The sequence below is a fragment of the Streptomyces sp. M2CJ-2 genome, from assembly GCF_016757295.1.
Lineage (GTDB): Bacteria > Actinomycetota > Actinomycetes > Streptomycetales > Streptomycetaceae > Streptomyces.
In genome coordinates this window covers 23,506-47,050 of the sequence record NZ_JAESIF010000054.1, presented here as the reverse complement: position 1 = coordinate 47,050, position 23,545 = coordinate 23,506, and the positions used below count along the sequence as shown (strand labels likewise).

Annotated in this window: 23 protein-coding genes and 4 pseudogenes; 12 read left to right on the top strand and 15 right to left on the bottom strand. The window is 72.5% G+C overall.

The annotated features are described in order from the left end of the window. Positions 1 to 119: 119 nt before the first annotated feature. Positions 120 to 446: pseudogene (locus JL475_RS29375) on the top strand (helix-turn-helix domain-containing protein); the annotation flags it as partial. 24 nt (positions 447 to 470) lie between these two features. Here the strand turns inward: JL475_RS29375 and JL475_RS29370 are convergent. After that, positions 471 to 1,073: a ClpP family protease gene (locus tag JL475_RS29370; protein ID WP_202280997.1), complete on the bottom strand. Its 603-nt coding sequence runs from the start codon at positions 1,071 to 1,073 to the stop codon at positions 471 to 473. A gap of 2 nt (positions 1,074 to 1,075) precedes the next feature. Next, positions 1,076 to 1,729 (bottom strand): ATP-dependent Clp protease proteolytic subunit, encoded by a 654-nt coding sequence (locus JL475_RS29365; RefSeq protein WP_202280996.1) that lies wholly within the window; start codon positions 1,727 to 1,729, stop codon positions 1,076 to 1,078. Between the two features lie 225 nt (positions 1,730 to 1,954). Here JL475_RS29365 and JL475_RS29360 point away from each other — a divergent pair, with 225 nt between their 5' ends. After that, the gene (locus JL475_RS29360) at positions 1,955 to 2,437 is read left to right on the top strand and encodes a VOC family protein (RefSeq protein WP_202280995.1); all 483 of its coding nucleotides are present in this window, start codon (positions 1,955 to 1,957) and stop codon (positions 2,435 to 2,437) included. A gap of 203 nt (positions 2,438 to 2,640) precedes the next feature. Here JL475_RS29360 and JL475_RS29355 read toward each other — a convergent pair whose 3' ends face one another. Next, positions 2,641 to 3,597, bottom strand: a complete 957-nt coding sequence (locus JL475_RS29355; RefSeq protein ID WP_202280994.1) for an SGNH/GDSL hydrolase family protein — start codon at positions 3,595 to 3,597, stop codon at positions 2,641 to 2,643. A gap of 298 nt (positions 3,598 to 3,895) precedes the next feature. Between JL475_RS29355 and JL475_RS29350 the strand changes: the two genes are divergently transcribed. The 3 genes from JL475_RS29350 (at position 3,896) to JL475_RS29340 (ending at position 7,366) form a co-directional block, all read left to right on the top strand. After that, positions 3,896 to 4,573 (top strand): AIM24 family protein, encoded by a 678-nt coding sequence (locus JL475_RS29350; RefSeq protein WP_202280993.1) that lies wholly within the window; start codon positions 3,896 to 3,898, stop codon positions 4,571 to 4,573. A 97-nt stretch (positions 4,574 to 4,670) separates the two neighbouring features. Continuing rightward, the gene (locus JL475_RS29345; protein WP_202280992.1) at positions 4,671 to 5,630 is read left to right on the top strand and encodes a threonine/serine dehydratase; all 960 of its coding nucleotides are present in this window, start codon (positions 4,671 to 4,673) and stop codon (positions 5,628 to 5,630) included. Between the two features lie 122 nt (positions 5,631 to 5,752). Continuing rightward, the gene (locus tag JL475_RS29340; protein ID WP_202280991.1) at positions 5,753 to 7,366 is read left to right on the top strand and encodes a serine/threonine protein kinase; all 1,614 of its coding nucleotides are present in this window, start codon (positions 5,753 to 5,755) and stop codon (positions 7,364 to 7,366) included. Positions 7,367 to 7,401: 35 nt separating this feature from the next. Here JL475_RS29340 and ssuE read toward each other — a convergent pair whose 3' ends face one another. The 6 genes from ssuE to JL475_RS29310 form a co-directional block, all read right to left on the bottom strand. Beyond that, on the bottom strand, positions 7,402 to 7,953 hold the full coding sequence (ssuE, locus tag JL475_RS29335; protein ID WP_202280990.1) for an NADPH-dependent FMN reductase: 552 nt from the start codon (positions 7,951 to 7,953) through the stop codon (positions 7,402 to 7,404). A 147-nt stretch (positions 7,954 to 8,100) separates the two neighbouring features. Then, on the bottom strand, positions 8,101 to 8,535 hold the full coding sequence (locus tag JL475_RS29330) for an OsmC family protein (RefSeq protein ID WP_202280989.1): 435 nt from the start codon (positions 8,533 to 8,535) through the stop codon (positions 8,101 to 8,103). 56 nt (positions 8,536 to 8,591) lie between these two features. Further along, the gene (locus JL475_RS29325; protein WP_307825191.1) at positions 8,592 to 9,959 is read right to left on the bottom strand and encodes an LLM class flavin-dependent oxidoreductase; all 1,368 of its coding nucleotides are present in this window, start codon (positions 9,957 to 9,959) and stop codon (positions 8,592 to 8,594) included. 64 nt (positions 9,960 to 10,023) lie between these two features. After that, positions 10,024 to 11,145: an NrtA/SsuA/CpmA family ABC transporter substrate-binding protein gene (locus JL475_RS29320; protein WP_202280988.1), complete on the bottom strand. Its 1,122-nt coding sequence runs from the start codon at positions 11,143 to 11,145 to the stop codon at positions 10,024 to 10,026. An 81-nt stretch (positions 11,146 to 11,226) separates the two neighbouring features. Further along, positions 11,227 to 11,970, bottom strand: coding sequence for an ABC transporter ATP-binding protein (locus JL475_RS29315; RefSeq protein ID WP_202280987.1), 744 nt, complete (start codon positions 11,968 to 11,970; stop codon positions 11,227 to 11,229). Next, positions 11,967 to 12,872: an ABC transporter permease gene (locus JL475_RS29310; protein WP_202280986.1), complete on the bottom strand. Its 906-nt coding sequence runs from the start codon at positions 12,870 to 12,872 to the stop codon at positions 11,967 to 11,969. Before JL475_RS29310 ends, JL475_RS29315 begins: the two co-directional genes overlap by 4 nt. Positions 12,873 to 13,521: 649 nt before the next feature. Between JL475_RS29310 and JL475_RS29305 the strand changes: the two genes are divergently transcribed. From JL475_RS29305 to JL475_RS29295, 3 genes and pseudogenes are all read left to right on the top strand, one after another. Then, positions 13,522 to 14,175, top strand: coding sequence for a GntR family transcriptional regulator (locus JL475_RS29305; RefSeq protein WP_202280985.1), 654 nt, complete (start codon positions 13,522 to 13,524; stop codon positions 14,173 to 14,175). Positions 14,176 to 14,294: 119 nt separating this feature from the next. Continuing rightward, a pseudogene (locus tag JL475_RS29300) lies at positions 14,295 to 15,277 on the top strand (LLM class F420-dependent oxidoreductase). A gap of 120 nt (positions 15,278 to 15,397) precedes the next feature. Then, positions 15,398 to 15,823, top strand: a complete 426-nt coding sequence (locus JL475_RS29295) for an SsgA family sporulation/cell division regulator (protein WP_202280984.1) — start codon at positions 15,398 to 15,400, stop codon at positions 15,821 to 15,823. Positions 15,824 to 15,880: 57 nt separating this feature from the next. Here the strand turns inward: JL475_RS29295 and JL475_RS29290 are convergent, their stop codons facing one another. Beyond that, positions 15,881 to 16,378 (bottom strand): DUF6328 family protein, encoded by a 498-nt coding sequence (locus JL475_RS29290; protein ID WP_202280983.1) that lies wholly within the window; start codon positions 16,376 to 16,378, stop codon positions 15,881 to 15,883. Positions 16,379 to 16,526: 148 nt separating this feature from the next. Between JL475_RS29290 and JL475_RS29285 the strand changes: the two genes are divergently transcribed. Then, entirely contained in the window at positions 16,527 to 16,859 is a 333-nt protein-coding gene (locus tag JL475_RS29285) for a hypothetical protein (RefSeq protein WP_202280982.1), read from the top strand. A gap of 51 nt (positions 16,860 to 16,910) precedes the next feature. On the opposite strand, the gene JL475_RS29280 is transcribed toward JL475_RS29285, so the two are convergent. From JL475_RS29280 to JL475_RS29270, 3 genes are read right to left on the bottom strand one after another with little or no spacing between them, the layout of a single operon-like run. Next, on the bottom strand, positions 16,911 to 17,894 hold the full coding sequence (locus JL475_RS29280; RefSeq protein ID WP_109380933.1) for an aldo/keto reductase: 984 nt from the start codon (positions 17,892 to 17,894) through the stop codon (positions 16,911 to 16,913). Between the two features lie 57 nt (positions 17,895 to 17,951). Continuing rightward, on the bottom strand, positions 17,952 to 18,662 hold the full coding sequence (locus JL475_RS29275; protein ID WP_202280981.1) for a ribonuclease H: 711 nt from the start codon (positions 18,660 to 18,662) through the stop codon (positions 17,952 to 17,954). A gap of 37 nt (positions 18,663 to 18,699) precedes the next feature. Beyond that, a complete protein-coding gene (locus JL475_RS29270) occupies positions 18,700 to 19,491 on the bottom strand; it encodes a VOC family protein (protein ID WP_202280980.1) in 792 nt (263 codons plus the stop codon). 268 nt (positions 19,492 to 19,759) lie between these two features. On the opposite strand from JL475_RS29270, the gene JL475_RS29265 reads away from it, so the two are divergent. After that, the gene (locus JL475_RS29265; RefSeq protein ID WP_202280979.1) at positions 19,760 to 20,632 is read left to right on the top strand and encodes a universal stress protein; all 873 of its coding nucleotides are present in this window, start codon (positions 19,760 to 19,762) and stop codon (positions 20,630 to 20,632) included. 1 nt (position 20,633) lies between these two features. Here the strand turns inward: JL475_RS29265 and JL475_RS29260 are convergent. Both JL475_RS29260 and JL475_RS29255 read right to left on the bottom strand, forming a co-directional pair. Continuing rightward, positions 20,634 to 20,768: pseudogene (locus JL475_RS29260) on the bottom strand (DUF4032 domain-containing protein); the annotation flags it as partial. Positions 20,769 to 20,806: 38 nt separating this feature from the next. Next, positions 20,807 to 20,998: pseudogene (locus tag JL475_RS29255) on the bottom strand (RNA-guided endonuclease TnpB family protein); the annotation flags it as partial. 174 nt (positions 20,999 to 21,172) lie between these two features. On the opposite strand from JL475_RS29255, the gene JL475_RS29250 reads away from it, so the two are divergent. Beyond that, positions 21,173 to 21,832 (top strand): TetR/AcrR family transcriptional regulator, encoded by a 660-nt coding sequence (locus JL475_RS29250; RefSeq protein WP_202280978.1) that lies wholly within the window; start codon positions 21,173 to 21,175, stop codon positions 21,830 to 21,832. Positions 21,833 to 21,849: 17 nt separating this feature from the next. Beyond that, positions 21,850 to 23,523 carry an FAD-binding dehydrogenase gene (locus tag JL475_RS29245; protein WP_202280977.1) on the top strand — a complete coding sequence of 558 codons (1,674 nt, stop codon included), beginning with the start codon at positions 21,850 to 21,852 and terminating at the stop codon, positions 23,521 to 23,523. The last annotated feature ends 22 nt before the right edge of the window (positions 23,524 to 23,545 follow it).

Below are 23,545 nucleotides of genomic sequence, written 5' to 3'. Positions count from 1 at the left end.
GCACAAGTTAACCAGCGCATTCCCCACGGTAGTCCGGACACACGTCGTCGTCGCGCCTCGTCCCGGGCCCGGCCCCCGCCGCCCCCGCCCCCAGCCCCGTCCCCGCTCCCAGCCCCGTTCCGGCCCCCAGGGAGCCGCTGTGGCGCGACCTGGTCGGTGACGTGCTGCGGCGTGAGCGGCTCGCCCAGGAACGGACGCTGAAGGACGTCGCCGACACGGCCCGGATCTCCATGCCGTACCTGTCGGAGGTGGAGCGGGGCCGCAAGGAGGCCTCGTCGGAGGTCCTCGCGGCCGCCGCCCAGGCCCTCGGTCTGGGCCTGGGCGACCTGCTGTCGCGAGTGCAGGGAGAACTCGTCCGCGTCACCGTCCTGCGGGCTCCCGCCGGACGGGGCGCGAACCGGGGCACCCCCCGCGCCTCGTACGACGGGCTGTGCCTGGCCGCCTGACGCGACCGTGCCGGGCCCGGCGCCTCACCCACCCGCGAGGCGCCGGCTCAGCACCTCGTCGGCCAGGCCGTAGGACACGGCCTCCTGCGCGGTGAACACCTTGTCGCGGTCCATGTCCGCGCGCAGCGCCGCCACGTCGTGGTGCGTGTGCCGGGACAGCACCTCCTCCACCTGCGAACGGATCCGCAGCATCTCCTTGGCCCGCAGCGACAGATCGGAGACCGTGCCCCGCTGCCCGCCCGTGGCCGGCTGGCCCAGCAGTACCCGCGCGTGCTCCAGCACGAACCGGCGCCCCGGGTCCCCGCCGGCCAGCAGCACCGCCGCCGTGGACGCCGCCTGACCGACGCAGTACGTCGAGATCGGCGCCTGGACGAACGCCATGGTGTCGTAGATCGCCATGAGCGAGGTGAACGAGCCGCCCGGGGAGTTGATGTAGACCGCGATCTCGCTCTCCGGCGCCGACGACTCCAGATGGAGGAGCTGGGCGATGACCACGTTGGCCACCCCGTCGTCGATCTCGGTGCCCAGGAAGATGATCCGCTCGGACAGCAGCCGGCTGAACACGTCGTAGGACCGCTCGCCCTGCGGGGTGCGCTCGACGACGTTCGGAATCGTGTACGTACCCATCGTCACAGCCCCATCCGGCGTCGCGTCGCGGCAGGCCGGACATCGTCCAGCGACTCCACCACCCGGTCCACCATTCCGTACTCCCTGGCCTCCTCGGCCGTGAACCAGCGGTCACGATCGCCGTCCCGGGAGATCGTCTCCGCCGACTGGCCGGTGTGCTCGGCGGTGATCCGCTCGATGGTCCGCTTGGTGAACTCCAGGTTCTCCGCCTGGATCTCGATGTCGGCGGTGGTGCCGCCGATCCCGGCGGACGGCTGGTGCATCATGATCCGCGCGTTGGGCAGGGCGTACCGCTTGCCCGGTGCGCCGACGCTCAGCAGGAACTGGCCCATGCTGGCCGCGAATCCCATGGCGAGCGTCGAGACGTCGTTGGGGATCAGCCGCATCGTGTCGTAGATCGCCAGGCCCGCGTGCACGGAGCCGCCGGGGCTGTTGACGTACAGGCTGATGTCGGTGCGCGGGTCCTCGGCGGACAGGATCAGCAGCTGCGCGCACACCCGGTTGGCGGAGACCTCGTCGACCTGGGTCCCGAGCAGCACGATCCGCTGCGCGAGGAGCTGCGCGGCCAGATGGTCGTCGAACCGGGTCGAAGGGGTGTCGCCCTCCTCGGCCCGGGGCAGCGGAGCCGGCGGCCGGCCGGCGGTGAGTGGAGACATCGGCGCTCCCGTGTTGTCGGTGTCATAGCCGTGTTGCTCTTCGGCGCACGGCCGGTGCGACCGTGTGTCCTCACTCTCGACCGGCCGCGGTGGCCCGCGGGGCTTTCTCTGCCCGCGGCAGATTCGCCAGGGGCAGAGCGCCGCCGACCGATGAGTTTCGAGGGGCGGGCCGGTCGACACCGACAGACCGTGTTCCACACCCTTTCCACACCCCGGGAGGCATCCATGACCACCGACGGATTCACCACGTGTCTCTGGTTCGACGGCCAGGCCGAAGAGGCCGCGGACTTCTACGTCTCCGTGTTCAAGAACTCGAGTGTCGGCCGGATCCTCCGGTACACCGAGTCCGGGTACGGCACGACGGGCTCCGTCCTCACCGTGGAGTTCACGGCCCACGGACAGAAGTTCGTCGCGCTGAACGGCGGACCCGAGTTCAAGTTCAGCGAGGCGATCTCCTTCCAGATCGACTGCGCCGACCAGGCGGAGGTCGACCACTACTGGGACAAGCTCGTCGAGGGCGGTGGGGAGCACGGCCCCTGCGGCTGGCTCAAGGACCGGTTCGGCGTGTCCTGGCAGGTCACCCCGGTGCGGCTGACCGAGCTGATCAGCGACCCGGACCAGGAGAAGGCGGACCGCGCCATGAAGGCCATGCTGTCGATGGGCAAGCTCGACATCGCCGCCCTGGAGAAGGCGTACGCGGGCGAGTGACGCCGGCGTGGGCGGGCGGGGCCACGGACGGGCCCCGCCCGGCCGACGGCGGCCGGGTCCGCCCGCGGGCCCACTGGGCCTCGTCGGCGGCCACGGCCTCGCGGAAGGGGCCCCGCACCTCGGCGGGACGCGTCCCCGTGGCCCACACACCGCCCGTCCCAGCGGTGAACGCGCCTGTTGTCGAACGGTTTTGACGCGTTTCGTCAGCGGGAGCGGACATGCTCCCCGAGCACCCGGGTGATCTCCCGCGCGATGCGCAGGATGCCGGGGGAGCGGACCGGGCAGGGTTTCGGCGTCGAGGTCGTGGGCGCCAGGCAGAAGTGCAGGTAGTCGTCGTCCAGGTGCAGGGCGGTGCGGCCTCGGCCCTGCTGGGTGCAGTACTCGGGGTGGGCCCGCTCGTAGGCGTCGCACGGCAGGTACTGCGACCAGGTGTAGCGCGCCCCGGCCGGACTCACCGTGCCGCCCGCGTCGGCCACCAGGCCGCCGGAGGCGGCGGCGTGTTCCTCGTAGAGCGTGTTCACCCGGCGGATCCGGTCGGGGGTGATCGGGTCGGGTCCCTGCAACACCCAGACGATCCGGGGCGGTCGGGCCGCACCGGCCGCGCGGATCTGCTCGGTGAGTCGGCGCGCGGCGGCCGCGTACCGCTCGAAGTACCTCTCCGGCGAGGCGGCGTAGGTGATTCCGTCCATGCAGGGGGTGTAGTCCCAGGCGTTGCCCCAGAACTGCAGCACCACGTAGTCCGGCCGCAGCGAGCGCACCAGCGCCGCCGCCTTGTCCGCCGCCGGGACCAGGGACCGCTGCGCGGAACCCTCCAGGTAGTCGCACAGGGTGGTGCCCGAGTAGGGCGCGCTCGTGTACCGCGCGCGCAGGTCCTCGCGCAGTTCCCGCCCGAGGACCTTCTGGTTCTCCATCGCGAGTGAGTCGCCGAGGTACAGCACGGTGGGCGGTTCGCCGGACGCGGCGCCGGGGGAGACGTCCCGGGAGCCGCCCGCACCGGGCGAAGCGGCACCGGGCGTGGCCGCGGGCCGTTGGTGCGTGGTGGCCGACGCCTCGGGCGCGGCGGGCGGTGGCGGCTCGGACCCGGGCCCGGACGACGGGTCCCCGCACGCGCCGAGCAGCACGGCGGCCAGCGCCACCCCCACGACCCACGGCTTGCGCATACGGCGACTCCCGCCCCGCCCGGCGAAAACGGCTCCCCAGGCAAGCACAGCAGAGCCCAGGGGGGAAGACACGGTTCAGGATCTTTGGGCATCCCGTGCTCCGCGGCCACGAACCCGGCGAGGCCCGGTTCTGGAACTACGCCACCGACGAGATGGACGAGTCGGGCCCGACCCGGCCCCGCCCTCGAGCCATCCGGCGGACCAGCCGTCCCCGGGCCCGGCCACCGCGCCGACGTCCTCACGTTCGATTCCGGGCGGGATCTTGGCGGAGGCGGATCCTCCGGGCGAGGATGCCCCCATGAAGGGTGATCTGTTTTCCAGCCGGCACATGGTGCAGCCCGCCTCGGCTCCGGGCATGACCGTCGAGAACGCCAAGTGCATCCGGTACGTCGTCAACGGCGAGATGCACGCCCGGCAGGGTGCGATGATCGCCTACCGCGGCGGACTCCAGTTCGAGCGCAAGGGCCAGGGCGTGGGCGGCATGCTCAAACGCGCGGTGACGGGCGAAGGGCTGCCGCTGATGGCGGTGCGGGGACAGGGCGAGGCATGGTTCGCGCAGGAGGCGCAGAACTGTTTCATCGTCCAGCTCGAGCCGGGCGACGAGTTCACCGTCAACGGCCGCAACGTCCTGTGCTTCGACTCCACGCTGTCGTACCGCATCTCGACCGTGAAGGGCGCCGGCATCACCGGCGGCGGCCTGTTCAACAGTGTCTTCACCGGGCACGGCCTGCTGGGCCTGGTCTGCGAGGGCGATCCGCTGGTCCTCCCGGTGTCGCCGCAGTACCCGGTCTACGTCGACACGGACGCGATCGTCGGCTGGACGGCGGGCCTGGCCACCTCCCTGCACCGCTCGCAGTCGCTCGGTTCGATGCTGCGCGGCGGCTCGGGCGAGGCGGTGCAACTGATGTTGCAGGGCGAGGGGCACGTCATCGTGCGGCCCAGCGAGGCCACGCCGCAGAAGCCGCAGCAGCACTGAGGCACGTACCGCCGGACGACCCCTGTTGACCTTGGCGGCCGATCGGGTCAGGGTTCGTCACGGCGCGGATCACGCCCCGCGCCGGAAGGCGGTTGTCATGATCGGGATGCCGGAGATCGAGGCCGCGGCGGAGCGGATCGCCGGACACGTGGTACGGACGCCGACGGTGCCGAGTCCCGGGTTGTCGGCACTGCTCGGCGCCCCGGTCACGGCGAAGCTGGAACTGCTGCAGCGCACCGGGTCGTTCAAGGCGCGCGGCGCGGTGGCGAAGCTGTTGTCGTTGGACGAGGCGGAGCGGGCCGCCGGGGTCGTGGCCGTGAGCGGCGGCAATCACGGGATCGCCGTCGCGGTCATGGCCTCCGCACTCGACGTCAAGGCCACGGTGGTGATGCCCCGGTCGGCCCCCGCGCGGGCGGTCGAGGTCGCGGAGACGGCCGGCGCGTCGGTGCGGCTGGCCGACGACATGGACGGTGCCTTCGCCCTGATGACGCGGCTTCAGCAGGAAGGGCTGACCCTGGTCCACCCCTTCGACGACCCGGTGGTGATCGCCGGGCAGGGCACCGTGGGACTGGAGTTCGCCGACGACGCCGGTGACCTCACCGACGTACTGGTGAGCATCGGTGGCGGCGGACTGATCTCCGGTGTGGCGGCGGCGCTCAGGGCCCGGCGGCCCGGAATCAGGATCTGGGGTGTGGAGACGGAGGGTGCCCAGGCCATGTCCGAGGCGCTCGCGGCGGGCGGTCCGGTGCCGGTCGCGCTGTCGTCGATCGTCTCCACGCTCAGCGCCCCGGCCGTGTCGCAGCTGACCTACGAGCATGTGTCGGCGCTGGTCACCGAGGTGCTGGTGGTGCCGGACCGGGAGGCCGTACAGGGCTCGCTGGACCTCGCGGACCACGCCAAGGTGTGGACGGAGCCGGCCGCGGGCTGTCTGCTGCCGGCGGCGCGCCGGGTGCTGGAGCGGGTCGGCGAGGGGGCCCGGATCGGGCTGGTGGTGTGCGGGGGCAACGCGACCACCGGCGACATGATCGCCTGGGCGTCCCGTTTCGGGCTGCGCTGAGCCCTCCCCTCGGGCCCTGGAGGTCCGCATCCGCTCGCTCCTTTCTTCGAGTTGAACAAAAGGCGCCCGGTCGCACGTACTTCCGGCAAAGGCGGAAGCAGCGGCTCGGACGAGGGATGGCCATGGGCAGGGCGCACGTCTTCACACACCAGCCGGTCGCCGGGAGGTACCGGCTGGCCGAGGTCATCCATCGCGAGCCCCATCACATCCGCTGGTACGCCGACGACCTCGGGACGGGACGTCCCTGTCTGGTCACGCAGATCGCGCTCCCGGAGAATCCGTCCGAGCCCGTGCGTCGCGTCTCCTCCCGTGTCCTGCGCACGACCGAGGGCATGGCGCGGTTGTGTCCCGGACGGATCGCCACCGCCGTCGACGCCGTCGACGAGGCCGGCTTCCTGTGGACCGTCACCGCCTGGATCGACGGCACACCGCTCGGCGAACTCCTCAGCGAGGAGGGCATGTTCAACCATGTGCGGGCCGCGCGGATCGGGCTGGAGCTGCTCGACGTGCTGGATGCCGCACACGCGGCGGGCATCACGCACGGCGAACTCAGCCCCGGCCAGGTGTTCGTGCGGGAGACCGGACCGGTCGTGGTCGCCGGGTTCGGCCTGGCCGGCTCGACCCCGGCACCCCGCCTCACGGCACCGTCGTACGCCTCCCCCGAGCAGGCCCGCGACGAGCGCGTCGGTCCCGCCGCGGACCTGTGGACGCTGGGCGCCATCCTCTACACGATGGTCGAGGGACGTCCCCCGTTCCGCGACCGGGGGCGGCCCGAGTCCACGCTGAAGGCAGTGGACCGGCTGCCGCTGCGCACGCCCGTGCGCGCGGGACCCCTGACCCAGGTCGTTCAGGGCCTGCTCCGCAAGGACACGCGGGAGCGGCTGACCCGGCAGGTGGTCCGCGAGGCGCTCACCCGTGCTCTCAGCGAGGACCCCGGCGCTGTCCTGGGCGCGGCGCCGGGCCCCCGGCTGCGCGGCCCCCGCACCGCCGCCCTCAGGGCCATGGGCCGGGAGTGGAGCAGACGGACGACGGTCCTCGGCACGGTCCTGGCCGTCGTCATCGTGGCGGCCGTCGCACTCGCCGCGGCCTCGGGGCTGCCCGGAACCGGCACCGGCTCCGCCGCCGAAGCGCCGGACACGCCGCCGGCCTCCGTCTCCGCGCCGGCTCCCTCGGCCCCGTCCGGGGCGGCCGAACCCGGCGAGCCGGGCGACCGGGGCGGTTCCCCGCCGTCCGCCGCACCCACCCCGGCCCCCTCGGACCCGGCGGGCCTCCCGGCCGGCTACCGCCTCTACCGTGCGCCGGAGGGCTTCTCCCTCGCGCTCCCCGAGGGCTTCGAACGGCTGGACACCTCCCGCGTGTCCGACCTCGCCTACCGCGTCACCTTCGGCGTGGACGGGAACACCCGCACCCTCGCGGTCACCTACAGCGAGCGGGTCGGTCCGGACCCGGTGGCCGTGTGGCGGGACGACGTGGAGCCGCCCCTGGAGCGGACGGACGCCTACGAGCGGATCGGCGCGATCCGCGCGACCACGTACCAGGGGCGCGAGGCCGCCGACATGGAGTGGCTGTCGGCGGCCGACGGCCCCCGGGTGCGCACCTTCGGCCGCGGGTTCCTCCTGGGCGGCGGGCGCGGCTTCTCGCTGCGCTGGACGACCCCGGCCGCCGACTGGGAGAGGGCGGAGAACCAGGAGGCGCTACGGACGTTCCTGCGCACGTTCCGGCCGGGCTCCGGCTGAGGGTCTCCTCCGCGGGGGAACGTGCCCGCTCCTGGTCAGCCGACGGCCAGCAGGGTGCTGCGTTCGAGGGCGGTGGCGAAGCCGTCGACGACGCGCTCGAGGTGACGGGCGGTCTCCGGTTCGATGTCCAGGGTGCCGTCGGGGGCGGTGGCCAGGTGCTTGTCGAGGACGAACCAGCCGGGGGTGATGTGCTCGGCGCCCATCGAGGAGAGGACCGGGCGCAGTGCGTAGTCGACGGCCAGAACATGGGCGGTGGAGCCGCCGGTGGCCAGCGGCAGTACGGTCCGGCCGGCCAGGGCGTACTGCGGGAGCAGATCCAGCAGGGACTTGAGCAGGCCGGAGTAGGCGGCCTTGTAGACGGGGGTGCCGATCACGACGCCGTCGGCGCGTTCGAACAGGGCGGTGGCCTCGCGGACCGCGGGGTGGCCGAAGTCGCCGCCGAGCAGCGCCTCGGCGGGCAGGGTGCGTACGTCCAGCGGGATCACCTCGTGTCCCCTGGCGGTCAGTCGCGCGTCCAGGTGGCGCAGCAGGCGGGCGGTGCGGGATGCGGCGGAGGGACTGCCGGAGACGGACAGGACGGTGGCCACGGTGATCACCTTCAGGTGTGCGTGCGGGGGGTGCGGGATGCGGTGGAGCGGGCCCGGGGCCGGGAGCGGCCCCGGGCCCGCATGCCTGCCGTGCGGCGGGCCGAGTGCGGGGTTTCGGCGTGACCCGGCTCCGGGTCGGCCGGTTCCTCAGGCGGCGCCGGCGAGCGGTTCCTGCACCCGGGCGGCCACCTCGACGTGGCCGCCCCGGCGCAGGGTGTTGTAGATGGGACAGCTGCCGGTGAAGAGCCCGACCAGGACGTCGGCCTCGCCCTGGTCCACTCCCTCGAGCAGCAGCTCGATCCGCAGGTAGGTGTAGCGGGTGGGATCCTGCGGGTCCCGCTGGTAGCTGATCTCGGCCCGGCCACCGGTCAGGCCGGAGCCGCGTTCCTCGGCATGGAGCTGGATGTTGCTCAGGGAGCAGGAGGCCAGGGCGGACAGCAGCAGCTCTCCCGCCCCGACGGCCTCCCCCGGCCCTGTGCGGGCGTCGGAGACGAAGTGGTTCGTCCGGGCGGTCACCAGGAAGCGCCCCTGGGTGTCGGTGGTGCGGCCGGTGATGCTCGTGATGTCGCCTGCTGCTGTCATGCCGTGAGGTCCTTGGCGTCGCTGTGCGGGATCCGGTGTGTGGGGTGCGGTGCGGGTCAGCCGTTGTCGCCGTTCCCGTTCCGGCGGTTGCGCCACTGCCCGGTCTCGGGGCGCTCCAGGCCCAGGTGGTCGCGCAGGGTGGTGCCCTCGTACTCGGTGCGGAACAGGCCGCGGCGCTGCAGGTCGGGCACCACCTGGCGGACGAAGTCCTCGAAGGCGCCCGGCGTGTGGACGGCGCCCACGGTGAAGCCGTCGCAGGCGCCCTCGGTGAACCACTGCGCCATGCCGTCGGCGACCTCGGCCGCCGTGCCGACGAAGGAGCCCTCGGTGCGGCCGCCGTAGCGCTTGCCCAGCTCACGCAGGGTCAGCCCCTCGCGCCGGGTCATCTCCACGACCTCCTTGTAGTGCCCCTGGACACCGGGGACGTCGACGTCGGGCAGCGGCTCGTCGAGCGGCAGCTCCGAGAGGTCCACGTCCAGGTGGTAGGCGAGGGTCGACAGGCCGGCCAGCGGCGGGACCAGGTCCGCAAGGCGCTGCTCGGCCTCGCGCGCGGCCTCGGTGGTGGGACCGATGATGGGGGTGGCCATGGGGAGGATCTTGACGTCCTCGGCACGGCGGCCGTGGCGGACCGCCCGGGCCTTGATGTCCTGGTAGAAGTCCTTGGCCGATTCCAGGGAGGCGTGGCTGCAGAAGATGACGTCGGACCAGCGCGCCGCGAAGTCGCGGCCCTTGGGGGACGCCCCGGCCTGGATGATCACCGGGTAGCCCTGGGGCGGCCGGGGCGTGTTCAGCGGGCCGCGGACGTTGAACCACTCCCCCTTGTGGTCGATGGCGTGCACGCGCTCGGGGTCGGCGAAGAGGGGGGCTTCCGGGTCCGCCACGAGGGCGTCGTCCTCCCAGCTGTCCCACAGCTTGCAGGTCACCTCGAGGAACTCGTCGGCCCGCTCGTAGCGCTGGTCGCGGTCGATGTGCCGGTCCTCGCCGAAGTTGCGGGCCTCGGAGTCCTGGAAGGAGGTCACCACGTTCCAGGCGGCGCGGCCGTCACTGAGGTGGTCGAGCGTGGCGAAGGAGCGCGCCACGGGGAAGGGCTCGAAGTAGCTGGTGGAGATCGTGGCGGCCACGCCGAGCCGGGTGGTGGCGGCGGCGACCGCCGACAGCACCGGCGTCGGATCGAGCCGCAGGGAGCCGAGCGCGCCGTAGCGCAGCTGGCTGTCCATGCTGCCGCCGAGGCGGTCGGGCACGGACAGGATGTCCGGGAGGAACATCAGGTCGAACTTGCCCTGCTCGAGCACGCGGCCGATGTGCTGGTAGTAGGAGGCGGACAGCCAGCCGGGCTCGGACCCGGGGTGGCGCCAGCCGCCGGGCCGGCCGGGGCCCGCGGTCACGAAGGCCGCGAGGTGCATCTGGTTCTCGGGGGTGCTCACTGCGTGTTCTCTCTTCCGTGCTGTAGTGCTGTAGCGCTGTGTGTCCTGTGGTGCGCCCTGCCGGTCACTCGGCCAGTTCGGCGGCCACCGCCTTCTTGACCGTGTCGAACCGGGAGTCCTGCAGGAACCCGGTCACGTCGATCTTCGAGGGGTAGACGCCCAGGGCGTGGAAGCTGTCGGCGAGGTCCTGGGTGTTCTCGATCGCCTTGCGGTCCACCGGCGCGAGCCGGTCGGCGTTGGAGTCCGAGAGCCTCTTCTCCTTGGTCAGCTCGAGGAACACCTCGCGCTCGAGGTCCTCCGAGCCGAATCCGCCGATCTTGTCGAAGAACTCGACGCTCGCCTCGGGACGGGCGTTGACGCGGCGCTGGGTGTCCCGGACGACACGCACCACCTTCGCCGCGGCCTCGGGGTACTCCTCGGCGAAGGACTCACTGGCCACGTAGAAGGAGTAGTCGTAGGTCTTGACGTTCGGCAGCCTGCGGGCCTTGTGCCGGGCCCGGCCCAGGCTGATGGCCGGCGTCCAGCTGATCCAGGCGTCCACCTTGCCGTTGGCGAAGGCCGACTCGGCGTCGGCGGCCGGCAGGTTGACGTACTCGACGTCGTCCAGCCGCAGACCGGCGGTCTGCAGGTACTTGATGAGGCTGTAGGTGCCGGTGGTGCCCTGCTGGTCGGCGACCCGCTTGCCCTTGAGGTCGGCGGCGCCGCGGATGGGCGAGTTCTGGGGGACGAGGATCTCGACCTCGTTGGCGGGCAGCGGGTAGGCGGCGAGCGGCACGATGGGCACGCCTCCGCCGATCGCGTAGGCCACGGCGGTGGCGGTGGCGAAGGTGAGGTCGACGCTGCCGGCCTTGAGCGCCTCCATCACCGGCAGCGAGGCGGTGAATCCGGACGGCCAGGTGACGGTGGTGCCGCCGAGTTCCTTGCCCAGGTCCACGCCGTCGAACTTGTAGCGCAGGGCCGCCGGGGTGCCGGTCCTGCCGCTGCCGATGACCGCGTAGCGGAGCTTCTGCGGCACGCCGTCGGCCAGCGCCGCGTTGCCCGGCCGCGATCCGCCGCCGCAGGCGGCCAGCGCCGGGGCGAGGGCGGCGGCACCGCCGACGGCCAGGATGCGGCGGCGCGAGACGTTTCCGGACAGGAGCGGGGAGGCTCCTGTGGTCGAACGGGAGAACGGGCGGTTTACGGTCACGGTCGGGTTCTTTCTCGGTGCGCGTTGCTCGGGCGGGCGGAAGCTGGGGTGCGGGTGGCGGAGGTGGGGTGGTGCGCGGGGTCAGACGTCGGCCGGGACGGAGGAGTGCGGTTCGAGGAGTCCCTGGAGCAGTTCCTCCTTCCAGGCGACGAGGCGGGGGTGCCCGCGCCGCTCCCCGCGGGGCAGGTCGATGCGCAGGTCGCGGCCGACGGCGCCGTCGGCCAGCACCAGGACGCGGTCGGAGAGCACGAGCGCCTCCTCCACGTCATGGGTCACCAGCAGGACGGTGCGCGGCTGCTCCAGCCACAGGCGTTCCAGGAGTTGCTGCATGGCGATCCGGGTGATCGCGTCCAGAGCGCCGAACGGCTCGTCCAGAAGCAGCAGTTCGGGGTGGTGGAGCAGGGCGCGGGCCAGGGCGACGCGCTGCCTCTGCCCGCCGGAGAGCTCGGCCGGCCAGGCGCCCCCGCGGTCGGCCAGTCCCACGGCCTCCAGCAGGGCGCGCGCCTCGTCCCTGCGGCCCCTGACGCCCAGCAGCACGTTGTCCTCGACCGTGCGCCAGGGCAGCATCCGGTCCTCCTGGAACATCATCCGCACCATGGGCGGTTGTGGACCGGCTCCGTGGAGCTGGACGGTTCCCGCGCTCGGCTCCTCCAGCCCGGCGACGATCCGCAGCAGGGTGCTCTTGCCCGCGCCGCTGGGGCCGAGGAAGGAGACGAAGGAGCCGGCTTCGATCTCCAGGTCGAGGTTCTCCAGCACCCACCGGCCGTCGTACTGCCGGCCCAGGCCGTCCAGAGCGAGCCGGGCACCCGCCCGCGCCGGGGTCACTGGTTCGCCTTGGGACGGTAGTTCGGGTGCCACCGGAGCACCCTCCTTTCGATGAGCCTGGTCAGGAGGTCGGCGAGCAGGCCGGCCAGTGCGTACAGCACGATGGCGAGGACGATCTGGTCGGTGCGCAGCAACTCGCGGGCGTTCTGGGCGAGGTAGCCGATCCCGTCGCTGGCCGAGATGGTCTCGGCGACCACGAGGGTCATCCAGGCGACGCCGAGGGAGTACCGGATGCCGGACAGGATGGTGGGCATGGCCCCGGGGACGGCGATGTCGCGCACCAGGCGCCACCGTCCCAGTCCGTAGGAGCGGCCGAGCTGCAGCAGCTTGGGGTCGACCCCGCGGATGCCGGTCACGGTGTTCAGGTAGATGGGGAAGAAGGTGCCCAGCGCCACGAGGAGGATCTTGGGCTCCTCCCCGATGCCGAACCAGGCGATCATCAGGGGCACCAGAGCCAGGTGCGGGATGGTGCGCACCATCTGCAGGGACCGGTCGAGGAGGATCTCCGTCACCTTCGACATGCCGACCAGGAAGCCCAGGATCAGGCCGGTGGCCGCGCCCAGGGCGAAGCCCTGCAGGATGCGCCGCAGGCTGGTGAGGATGTGGAACTGGAGTTCTCCGGTGGCGGCCAGATCGCTTCCCGCCCGCAGAACCGCTCCGGGGGCGGGGAGGACGGACGGCGACAGGATTCCGGCCGCGGCGGTCCACTGCCACACCACCAGGACCAGCAGGGGGACGGCCCAGGGGCCGGCCGCGCGGGCGGTGCGCAGCAGCGTCCGGCGGTTGCGTCCGGCGGAGGACGGTCCGGCCGCCCCCTTCCTCGGTGCGCCGGGTCGTCCGGCAGGACCGGCAGGACCGGGATGCGGTGGTCGGTCCTTGGCGAGCAGCGTCTGCTCGGGCATGGGAGATCCCCTTCAGGAGTGTTTCGGCCGCCCGTCCGACCGCTTGGCCGGTGTGGGGCGGCAGCCGGGAAGGACTTCGGGGCCGTGTGGCGGTGAGGCCTTGGGGGCGGCGCCCGGAGCCGGCGCCCGGAGCCGGCGCCCGGAGCCATGCCGAACAGTGGACTGGGCGGGGCGAGCTGGGGCGGGAGACGAGGCGCGCCTGCGGTCGGGCCTGACACGGCCGCGCCCGCCGCTGTTTCAGCGGCCGGAACGCGGCAGGCGAAGTGCGTGTGTGATCAACAACAGCCCGTGCTGACGACGCGCATGAGGTCGATGTGCCGACGGCTCGTCAGGCTGTTGCAGAAGCGGGAGGTCGGCCCGGCTACCGGGTGCGCCGGGTGGGCGGCGTATCGCCCCGGCTGCGCGCCACGATGCATCAGAAGCTCCCGAAATCCCGTCAGGCGTACATGGGTCATGCACTCGAACGTGGACCCGGACCGGAGGACTCGACGGCCCTCATGTCCGGATTCAGCTGCAGGCAACTGTATACACATGTAGACAGTGGCAGACTATGGCCGTCTCGAATCGCGAGAACATCTGTCCGCCGAGAGCACCGCTTCGCGTGCGCCGACGACGGACCGGCCCTCGGCACGGAAGGGGAGCGACCAGTTTGAGCACCGCACGGGGAGACCGGGGCGCCGACACGGGCGCGGGCAGCCACTACGCCCGGATCCGGCAGGGCATCCTCGACGGCCAGTCACCCCCCGGTACCGTCCTGATCCCGACCGGTCTCAGTACGCAGTTCAACGTCTCACGCACTCCTGTCCGGGAGGCGCTGATCCGGCTCGAGCAGGAGGGCCTGGTGACCCGGGCCACTCGTGGCTACGTGGTGCGCACCCGTACCCCCCAGGAGATCCTGGAGATCTGCGAGGCGCGCATCGCACTGGAGTCTTCGGCCGCGCAGGCGGCCGCGACCCGTCGGACCGAGCTCGACCTGGCCCGGCTCGTCCACGTCCACGAGTCCGCCGCGGCGTCGACGGACCCCGCGGAGCTGCGGGAGCTCAACCAGCAGTGGCACCGGGCGCTGCGCGAGGCCGGGCACAATGAGACGATCATCGAGCTGATGGACCGTCTGGACGCCCAGCTGAAGGTCTACGACTCCGGCACCACCACCCGTCCGGACAACCTCACCCTGATCCTCGAGGAGCACACCCGGATCCTGGACGCGATCCGCCGCGGCGACGCGGCGGCCGCCCGGCAGCACGTCATCGAGCATCAGAGCCGCACCCGCGACCTGCGCATCGCCGCCCTCGCGCGGTCCTGAGCCCGTCCCTCCCCATCCGGCCCGGGACCGTCCCCGACCCTCCGTGTCTCCGCCCCGGTCGCCGCTCACCGGTGCACGGTCCACCGTTATCGCTCCCTCCGGCCGGGGGCCCGGTGGTCATGGCACATATCGGATACACGATGACGACCGAGCAGAGCGGGCCCCGTGAGTTGGTCGACCATGTGGTGCGGGCCGAGGAGGCGGGCTTCGACTTCTCCGTGACCTCAAAGACCTAGGACCACTGTTTCCCGTGGCTGCGGTCGCAGGGTCACGCGCCGTACGCGTGGAGCGTGCTGGGCGCGGCGGCCCGGGCCACCTCTCGGATTCCGCTGATGACGTACGTGTGACGTGTCCGACGTTCCGCTGTCACCCGGCGGTGGTGGCGCAGAAGGCCGCGACGATGCAGCTGCTGTCCGAGGGCCGGTTCCGGTTGGGGCTCGGCTCGGGAGAGAACCTCAACGAGCATGTGGCGGGCGGCGGCTGGCCGCCGGTGGATGTGCGGCACGAGATGCTCGAGGAGGCGGTGGAGATCATCCGTGCGCTGTTCGAGGGCGGGCACGTGAACCACCGCGGCACCCACTTCGACGTCGAGTCGGCCCGGCTGTGGGACCTGCCGGACCAGCCGCCGCCGATCGGTGTCGCGGTCTCCGGGGAGCGGTCCTGCGCCCTTGCGGGCCGGCTCGCGGATCTGGTGATCGCCACGGGGCCGGAAGCCGGGCTGCTCGAGTCGTTCGACCGGCACGGCGGCGCGGGCGAGCCGCGGGTGGGACAGCTGCCCGTGTGCTACGACCCCGACCGCGACACGGCCGTCGAACGCGCTCATCGCCAGTTCCGCCGGTTCGGCAACGGCCGGAAGGCCAACTCCGAGCTGCCGCACCCGGATTACTTCGCGTCGGCCACCCGGTTCGTACGGCCCGGGGACGTCGCCGGCTCGATCCCCTGCGGCAGCGACCCGGCGGACTTCGTCGAGGCCGTCCGCGCCTACGTGGAGGCCGGTTTCACCGAGATCGCCCTCGTGCGGATCGGCGGCGACACACAGCCGGAGTACCTCGACCGGTCGGAGGAAACCCTGCTGCCGGCGCTGCGGAGCGCCTTCGGCTGAACGGGACCCCGCCCGGGACGAGCCGGGCGCGGCACCGAGGGAACATCCGAAGGGATGAGCATACGGTCCGGTTGCGGGGTACCAGAAGGCTCTACGTCGGTACTTCCCGGAGGCCCTTTCGTGAACTCGTTCGTGCACAAGACCCTGGTGGTGGAGATCCAGGCGGGCGTCGCGGACCGCATTCCCGGGCTCGCCCACCTGAGTTACGACCCCGCGGACCCCTTCGCCGTCACCGTCGTGTTCAGCCACGAGGGCCGGGTCCTCGCACGCTGGCAGCTGGACCGGGACATGCTCTTCGACGGCCTCGCCCGCCCGACCGGGACCGGTGACGTGCGGTTGCGTCCGGAGTCCCTGGGCGTGGAGCGGGAACTGCGGATGGAGTTCTTCGGTGCGGCCCACGCCGACGGCGGCCGGCACCGCGCGGTGGTGTTCGCCTGGGCCGAGAGCGTCGGGGACTTCCTGCGCGAGACGTACCGGACGGTCGCGCCGGGACACGAGGAGGTCCACCTCGACGGCTTCCTCGCGGACGTCCTCGCCGGCAGCTGAGGGACGACCTCGGACGACAGCCGACGCAGAACAGCCGACGCACAGCAGGCGACGGCGTCACCGTGTCGTGTGCCGGTGCCGGGCCCACATCGGGAGCCCGAACCAGCACACCAGGTACCAGGTGACCACCCCGGCGACCAGGTACGGGACGAAGCCGTCGTGGGTCGCCACGCGCAGGATCAGCAGCAGTGCGGCGCTGGTGGTGGCGAGCAGCAGGACGAGGCCGAGCAGGGTCAGCCGGGACGCCCACCGCACCGCCTGCGGTTTGACGCGCCGCCCGGAGACGAGCCGGTGCAGCGAGACGGGGCCGATGAGCGCCCCGGTGGCGCAGGCGCCGAGGACGACCGTGATGATGTAGATGGTCTGGTCCATGTCGGACAGTTGCGCGTACTTCGGGGTGAACACCACGGTCAGCAGGAAGCCGAAGAGGATCTGGACACCCGTCTGCGCGACGCGGACCTCCTGGATGAGCTCCTGCCACATCCGGTCCGCCCGCTCCTCTTCGGTCTCGTTGCGCCCCCTGCGCCTGCTCTCGCCCTGCTCCGGGTCCGGCACGATGCCTCCTGGGATGAACGGCCTCGATCCCTCCTTCCCGCGTCTTCCCCGTTCGCGGCCGTTCTCCCCGGTTCCGGGCCCGGTTCGGGCGCCGGACGGCCGGTTGCACGGACGCCGACGACATCGAGACCGGGAGGTTGCGGGACGTATGCCCGATACCCGGCTCACCGTGACACTCAGCGGCGAGGGCGTCGACGACGCACGGGTGGTCGTGCGGGCCCTCGAGCGGGCGTTCGGGGCACCGGACGGGCTTCCCTCCGACGAGAAGGCGGCGGTCCACATGGCGACCTTCACCGGGGAGGCCCGCGCCGACGGCCCTCCCATGGATCCCGGACGTCTGTCCGCGCCGGTGGCCGTCACCGTGCAGGGCGCCCCGGGTGCGGTGCGGCGGGCGAGCGACACGCTCGCCCGGGCCTTCACCACGCGTGACGCGGGAGCAGCCTCCGGCGACCAGGAGAGGCAGCTGCTCCTGGAGCCGTGACGGTTCCGGGCCGCTGCCGACGGACTCCGCGGACGGCACTGCCGGGGACTCCTACCAGCGGGACTCCACCTGGTCCTTGATCCGCCGTGCGTAGAGGTCGTCGATCGCGGTGAGCGTCCGCTCGGACAGCTCCGGGAGCCGGGCGGCGTGCGCGTTGGCGCGGGCCTGCTCGGGCGAGCGGGCGCCGGGGATGACGGTGGTGACGCCGGGCTGCCGGACGATCCAGCGCAGGGCCAGCTGGGCCGGGGTGTAGCCCTCGGGGGCGAGCGCGGCGAACTCGGCGGCGGCCTCGACGCCGGTCGCGTAGTCCACACCGGAGAAGGTCTCGCCCTGGTCGAAGGACTCACCGTGCCGGTTGAAGGTGCGGTGGTCGTTCTCCGGGAAGACGGTGTCCTTGGTGTACCTGCCCGACAGCAGCCCCGAGGCCAGTGGGACGCGGGCGATGACGCCGACGCCCGCCGCCCGGGCCGCCGGGAGCACCTCGAGCAGGGGCTTCATGCGGAACGGGTTGAGGATGATCTGCACGCTCGCCACGTTCGGCCGGCTGATCGCGGTCAGCGCCTGGGCGCAGGTCTCCACGCTGACCCCGTAGGCGGCGACGCGCTCCTCCGCCACCAGGGTGTCGAGGGCGTCGAAGACCTCGTCGGAGGAGTAGACGGGCGTCGGCGGGCAGTGCAACTGCACCAGGTCGATGCGGTCGACGCCGAGGTTGCGCCGCGAACGGTCGTTCCACGCGCGGAAGTTGTCCAGCACGTAGTTCTCCGGGAGCTGTTCGGCCCGGCGGCCCATCTTGGTCGCGACCAGGACGTGCAGATCGGGTCGGCCGCTCAGGAACGACGCGATGGTCTGCTCGCTGCGCCCGTCGCCGTACACGTCGGCGGTGTCGAAGAAGGTGACCCCGGACTCGGCGGCGGCCTCCAGGACCGTGAGGGCCTGCTTGTCGTCGACCTCCCCCCAGTCCGCCCCGAGTTGCCAGGTGCCGAGACCGATCACGGAGGCGTGCTGACCCGACCTGTCGAATGTGCGCTCGTCCATGGCGTCAGTCTGTCATCCGTCGCGGCCCGGTGGGCCGGCGAGACGAGGCGGTCCTGCTCAGACGCTCGCGGTCGTGCGGCATTCGGGGTGGCCCCAGCCGCTGTCGTTCTTGGCGATGGGCTCGCCTGCCGCGTAGGAGCGGCCGCAGAGGCAGCGGCCGGGGAACTTCGCCTTGATCGTGCGGGCCGAGGAACCACCGCGCGGCCGGGAGGACGCCTTGGCCGCGGAGGAGCGGCGTTTCGCGGCGCCGGCCGGCGGGGTGTCCGGGGAGGGCGGCGGCTCGGGCGAGCCCGCGTCGCTGCCCGCGTCCTGCTGGGCGGCGGCCGCCTGGCTGGCGGCCCGGTCGGCGAAGTCGTTGAGCCGGTCGCCGTCGACCTGGTGGGCGGGGACGTAGCGGAACTCGACGGAGCGGCCCTGCAGGAGTTCGTCGATGCCGACGACGAGTTCCTGGTTGGCGACCGGTTTGCCGGCCGCAGTGCGCCAGCCGTTGCGCTTCCAGCCGGGCAGCCAGGTGGTGACCGCCTTCATGGCGTACTGCGAGTCCATCCGGACCTCGAGCGGCACATCGGGGTCGGTCGCCGCCAGCAGCCGCTCCAGCGCGGTGAGTTCGGCGACGTTGTTGGTGGCTCTGCCGAGTGCGCCCGCCTGCCAGCGGACCGGGGTCTCGGAGGCGTCGGCGATCACCCAGGCCCAGGCGGCGGGTCCGGGGTTGCCCTTGGAGGCCCCGTCGCACGCGGCCACAACACGTTCACGCATGCGCCCGATCATGCCATGGCCGGGCGGTGCGCCGGTCCGGTCGGGATCCTCAGGCGATGTCCGTCGTCCCGGGCGTCCCGCCCGTCGTGGTCGTGATGTCGATCACCGAGAAGTTCGCGCCCTGCGGGTCGCTGAGCGCCGCGAAGCGCCCGAAGGGGGTGTCCGTCGGCCCGAAGCGCAGGATGCCGCCGCGCTCGGTGGCCAGGGTCACCGCCTCGTCGCAGTCCCGGACGGCGAAGTAGATGTTGACGTACGGCGGCACCTCGGGCGGGAAGTCCTCCGTCATCCTCATCCGGCCGAGCACGGAGCGTTCGCCCAGGTCGTAGATCCGGAAGTCGGTCTCGTCCTCGAGCTGCTTCGACCGGTAGGAGAAGACGGTGGGGAAGAACGCGTCGGTCTTCTCCGGATCCCGGGTGAAGACCTCCGCCCAGCAGTACGCGCCGGGTACGGCCGTCGCCTCGAAGCCTTCATGGGTGCCGGCCTGCCAGAGGCCGAAGACGGCCCCGCCGGGTTCACGGGCCAGGCACATCGTGCCGAAGTCGCCGACCCGCATCGGTTCCATCAGCAGTTCGCCGCCGTTGTCCCCGATCCGGACGGCGGTGGCGACGGCGTCCCGGACCGCGAAGTAGAGGCACCACTGCGACGGGCCCTCCTGGCCCGGCGCGGTCGGCACGACGGCCGCCACCGCCTTGCCGTCGGCGTACGCCTGGGTGTAGTCGCCGAACTCCGACGACGCGCCGAAGGTCCAGCCCAGGACGTCTCCGTAGAAAGCCTTGGCGGCCTCGACGTCGTCGAACACCGCGTCGGCCCAGCAGGGTGTTCCCTCGAGTTGTACGGCCATGGTGACGTGCCCTCTCCGCAGGCCGGTCGGTCCTTCGCGTCACGCTAGTCACCGCTGCCCGGCCCCGCGCGCCGGGTGCCGCCCAGGTCTTTTAGGGCGATTGCTGCCGAGGTGCGTTCCGCACTCCACCGGCAGTCGGTCCGGCGCGGGTGGGATCGCGACCGTTCGCTCGGGTACGGGCCGCTTCAGGCGGGATGCAAGGAGAGCACCGGAGACAGGTTGGGGAAGACTGGACCGCGTCTGATGGACACGACACAGGAGGAACCGCATGACGCGCCCGATCACGGCAGGGGTCGACGGAACCGAGGAGAGCCTCGCCGGACTGGCCTGGGCGGCGAGGGAGGCGGTCCGCCGAGGGCGGCCGCTGCGGGTGGTGCACGCCTGGCGCTTCCAGACACACGAGGGGATCGACGCCGGTGACGCCGCCACCCAGGGGCGGTGGGTGCGCGACGCGGTGGGCGAGTCGGTCCGCCGGATCACCGAACGGCACCCGGACCTCGCGGTGACCACCGACGTCCTGGAGGGGGACGCCGTGCAGACCCTGGCCGGCGCCGCGGCGGATGCGGAGATGCTGGTGCTCGGCTCGCGCGGGCACGGGCGGATCATCGGCTTCCTGGTCGGCTCGGTCGGCCAGCAGGTGATCGTCGACGCCACGCGGCCGGTGGTCTTCGTGCGGGCCGGGGACCGGGCGTCGGGCGAGGTCGCCGGACGGGAGATCGTCGTCGGCCAGCAGGGCGACCCGGAGGACAGTGCCGCCGCGCTGGACTTCGCCTTCGAGGCGGCCGCGGCGCGGGGCGCCACCGTGCGCGCCGTACGGGCCTGGACCCTGCCGCCGATGTTCGCCTACAGCCCCGAAGTGCTGCGCCAGGTCGACGAGGCCGGGGGCCTGGAGCAGTACGAGCAGAAGGCTCTGTCCACGGCCCTCGCGCCGTTCCGCGAGCGTCACCCGCACGTGCCCGTCGTCGAGCACGTGGAGATGGGCAGCGCCGGGCAGGTGCTGCTGTCGGTGGCCGGCACCGCCCAGCTGATGGTCGTCGGCCGTCGCGCGCGCCGCACCGCCGTCGGCGCCCGGATCGGCTCGGTCGCCCACGGCGTCCTGCACCACGCCGACTGCCCGGTGGCGGTGGTACCGCCGGCCTGACTCAGCCGGCCGGGGGCCGCGGTGCTTCCCGGGCCCCGGGCAGGCCGTTCCTGACGTAGTCCTCGACCGCCGTGTCGAGACCGATGTCGTGCTGGGCCCGCTCGGTCAGGTACCAGCGGTGCTCGAGGAGTTCGTGTTGAAGTGCTCTCCCGGCTGTAGCCGGGAGATTCCTGCCTACCTCGCGGTGGCGGGCTTGACGCCACGGGGACGCCTGACGACTGCCCTCCCGGCAGCCGGGACGAGCGCGTGGCCCGTCCGGTACAGGTGCAGGACGTTCCGGGCCGCGTTGTGGTCGGCGTTGCCGGACCAGCCGCAGTCGGGGTTCTTGCACACGAACGTGGCCTGGTCCTGGCGGCCGCCCGGTGTCCGAGACCATCCGCCTTCCCCGCCGGTGTGCCGTCCAGTGTGCGGGGAGCGGGGCGGGGGACGGCAGGCTCCCGGCAGGGCGCCGATGTCCACATGAGTGCTCCGATTCCGGCGAGACCCTTCTGGATACGCCGGTGTATCGGATACGTTCGCGTATCGCACGGAGGGGGCGGCATGACCGTGGACGGCGTGTCCGGGCGGGCGGCGACCGGGCGACGGGTGACCGGACGCCGGGCCCGCACGCGCGCGAACCTCCTGAAGGCGGCGTTCTCCGTGTTCGCCGCCAAGGGCTTCGGACACGTCTCGATCGAGGAGGTCTGCGAGGCCGCCGGCTACACCAGGGGCGCCTTCTACTCGAACTTCGACGGTCTGGACGAGCTCTTCTTCGCCCTGTACGCGGAGCGAGCCGAGCTCATCGCGGAGCAGGTCTCCTCGGCCCTCGCCCTGGGCGGCCCCGACCTCGACGTGCCCGCCGCCGTGGACCGCGTCACCGAGGTGCTGCTGCTCGACCGGGACTGGCTGCTGGTGAAGACCGACTTCCTGGTGCACGCCGCCCGCGACCCCGAGGTGTCCCGCAGCCTGTTGGAGCACCGCGCGCGGCTGCGCCGGGCCGTCGCGGACCGGCTGGCGCGGGCCCGCGGCCACACCGAACTGCCCGCCGTCCTCGGCACCGCCGAGGACGCCGCGCACGCCGTGGTCGCCGCCTACGACGGAGTCACCGTCCGACTGCTGCTGGACCGGGACGTCGCAGGCGCCCGCGCCTGGCTGAAACAACTGCTGACCGCGCTGCTCATCGACGGCAGCACCGAACCGGCCGCGCACCGACGCGGATGAGGAAGGGACTTCTCGCCATGGACGCCGACGTCATCGTCGTCGGAGCGGGTCTCGCGGGCCTGGTCGCGGCCCACGAACTGACCAGCCGAGGCCGCAGGGTCGCCCTCGTCGACCAGGAGAACGCCGCCAATCTCGGAGGGCAGGCCTTCTGGTCCTTCGGCGGGCTGTTCCTCGTCGGCTCCCCGGAGCAGCGGCGTCTCGGCATCAAGGACTCCTTCGAGCTCGCCTGGAACGACTGGCAGGGCAGCGCGGGATTCGACCGGCTCCAGGACGAGGACTCCTGGGCGGTGCGCTGGGCCCGTGCCTACGTCGAGTGGGCGGCGGGGGAGAAGCGGTCCTGGCTGGACGGGCACGGCATCTCGTTCCTGCCCACCGTCGGCTGGGCCGAGCGCGGCGACCTCCGCGCGGACGGCCACGGCAACACCGTGCCCCGCTTCCACATCGCCTGGGGCACCGGCACCGGCGTCGTCGAACCCTTCGTGCGCCACGCCCGGCAGGCCGCGCGCGACGGACTGCTCACCTTCCACCACCGTCACCGGGTCGACGAACTGGTCGTCCAGGACGGCACCGCGCGCGGAGTGCGGGGCACCCTGCTGGCCCGGGACGACGCGCCGCGCGGTGTCGCCTCCAGCCGCGAGGCGGTCGGCGACTTCGAACTCACCGCCCAGGCCGTGATCGTCACCAGCGGCGGCATGGGCGCCGACCACGACATCGTCCGCCGCCACTGGCCCGAGCGACTCGGTACCCCGCCCCGGAAGATGATCACCGGAGTCCCGGCCCACGTGGACGGACGGATGCTCGACATCAGCGCCCGCGCGGGCGCGCGTCTGGTCAACCGGGACCGCATGTGGCACTACACCGAGGGCGTACGGAACTGGGACCCGACCTGGCCCGGTCACGGCATCCGCATCCTGCCCGGACCGTCCTCGATGTGGTTCGACGCCCTCGGCCGCCGGCTGCCCGAGCCCTGCCTGCCCGGTTACGACACCCTGGGCACACTCGAACACCTGCGCACCACCGAGGACATCGCCGCCCACGACCACTCCTGGTTCATCCTCACCCAGAAGATCATCGAGAAGGAGTTCGCGCTGTCGGGCTCCGAACAGAACCCCGACATCACCGCCAAGGACCGGGCCGGATTCCTGCGCGAACGCGTGCTGGGCAAGGGCGCCCCCGGCCCGGTCGACGCGTTCCTGCGCCGGGGCGCGGACTTCGTGACCGCCCCGACGCTGGAGCAACTCGTCGAGAGGATGAACGCCCTCACCGACGAGCCCCTGCTCGACGCGGCCGTCGTCCGCCGCCAGATCGAGGCCCGCGACCTGCAGATCGTCAACCCCTACGCCAAGGACGCCCAGGTGCAGGGCATCCGCAACGCCCGCCGCTACATCGGCGACCGCCTCGGGCGTGTGGCCACCCCGCACCGCATCCTCGACCCCGCGGCCGGCCCGTTGATCGGCGTCAAGCTGCACATCCTCACCCGCAAGACCCTCGGCGGCATCCAGACCGACCTCGACTCCCGCGCGCTGGACGGCGCGGGGCAGCCGATCGAGGGGCTGTACGCGGCGGGCGAGGTCGCGGGCTTCGGCGGCGGCGGCGTCCACGGCTACAACGCCCTGGAGGGCACCTTCCTCGGCGGCTGCCTCTTCTCGGGGCGCGCGGCGGGACGGGCGGCGGCGCGGCAGACGGCGTAGCCGGCGCGGCCGACGGGGCAGG

Bases quoted from the DNA above. Each gene is read 5' to 3' on its own strand.
- JL475_RS29345 (WP_202280992.1), top strand. From the start codon at position 4,671: ATGATCGGGATGCCGGAGATCGAGGCCGCGGCGGAGCGGATCGCCGGA.
- JL475_RS29370 (WP_202280997.1), bottom strand. From the start codon at position 1,073: ATGGGTACGTACACGATTCCGAACGTCGTCGAGCGCACCCCGCAGGGC.
- JL475_RS29270 (WP_202280980.1), bottom strand. From the start codon at position 19,491: ATGGCCGTACAACTCGAGGGAACACCCTGCTGGGCCGACGCGGTGTTC.
- JL475_RS29280 (WP_109380933.1), bottom strand. From the start codon at position 17,894: ATGGACGAGCGCACATTCGACAGGTCGGGTCAGCACGCCTCCGTGATC.
- JL475_RS29265 (WP_202280979.1), top strand. From the start codon at position 19,760: ATGACGCGCCCGATCACGGCAGGGGTCGACGGAACCGAGGAGAGCCTC.
- JL475_RS29285 (WP_202280982.1), top strand. From the start codon at position 16,527: ATGCCCGATACCCGGCTCACCGTGACACTCAGCGGCGAGGGCGTCGAC.
- JL475_RS29340 (WP_202280991.1), top strand. From the start codon at position 5,753: ATGGGCAGGGCGCACGTCTTCACACACCAGCCGGTCGCCGGGAGGTAC.
- JL475_RS29350 (WP_202280993.1), top strand. From the start codon at position 3,896: ATGAAGGGTGATCTGTTTTCCAGCCGGCACATGGTGCAGCCCGCCTCG.
- JL475_RS29355 (WP_202280994.1), bottom strand. From the start codon at position 3,597: ATGCGCAAGCCGTGGGTCGTGGGGGTGGCGCTGGCCGCCGTGCTGCTC.
- JL475_RS29365 (WP_202280996.1), bottom strand. From the start codon at position 1,729: ATGTCTCCACTCACCGCCGGCCGGCCGCCGGCTCCGCTGCCCCGGGCC.
- JL475_RS29250 (WP_202280978.1), top strand. From the start codon at position 21,173: ATGACCGTGGACGGCGTGTCCGGGCGGGCGGCGACCGGGCGACGGGTG.
- JL475_RS29245 (WP_202280977.1), top strand. From the start codon at position 21,850: ATGGACGCCGACGTCATCGTCGTCGGAGCGGGTCTCGCGGGCCTGGTC.
- JL475_RS29310 (WP_202280986.1), bottom strand. From the start codon at position 12,872: ATGCCCGAGCAGACGCTGCTCGCCAAGGACCGACCACCGCATCCCGGT.
- JL475_RS29360 (WP_202280995.1), top strand. From the start codon at position 1,955: ATGACCACCGACGGATTCACCACGTGTCTCTGGTTCGACGGCCAGGCC.
- JL475_RS29275 (WP_202280981.1), bottom strand. From the start codon at position 18,662: ATGATCGGGCGCATGCGTGAACGTGTTGTGGCCGCGTGCGACGGGGCC.
- JL475_RS29330 (WP_202280989.1), bottom strand. From the start codon at position 8,535: ATGACAGCAGCAGGCGACATCACGAGCATCACCGGCCGCACCACCGAC.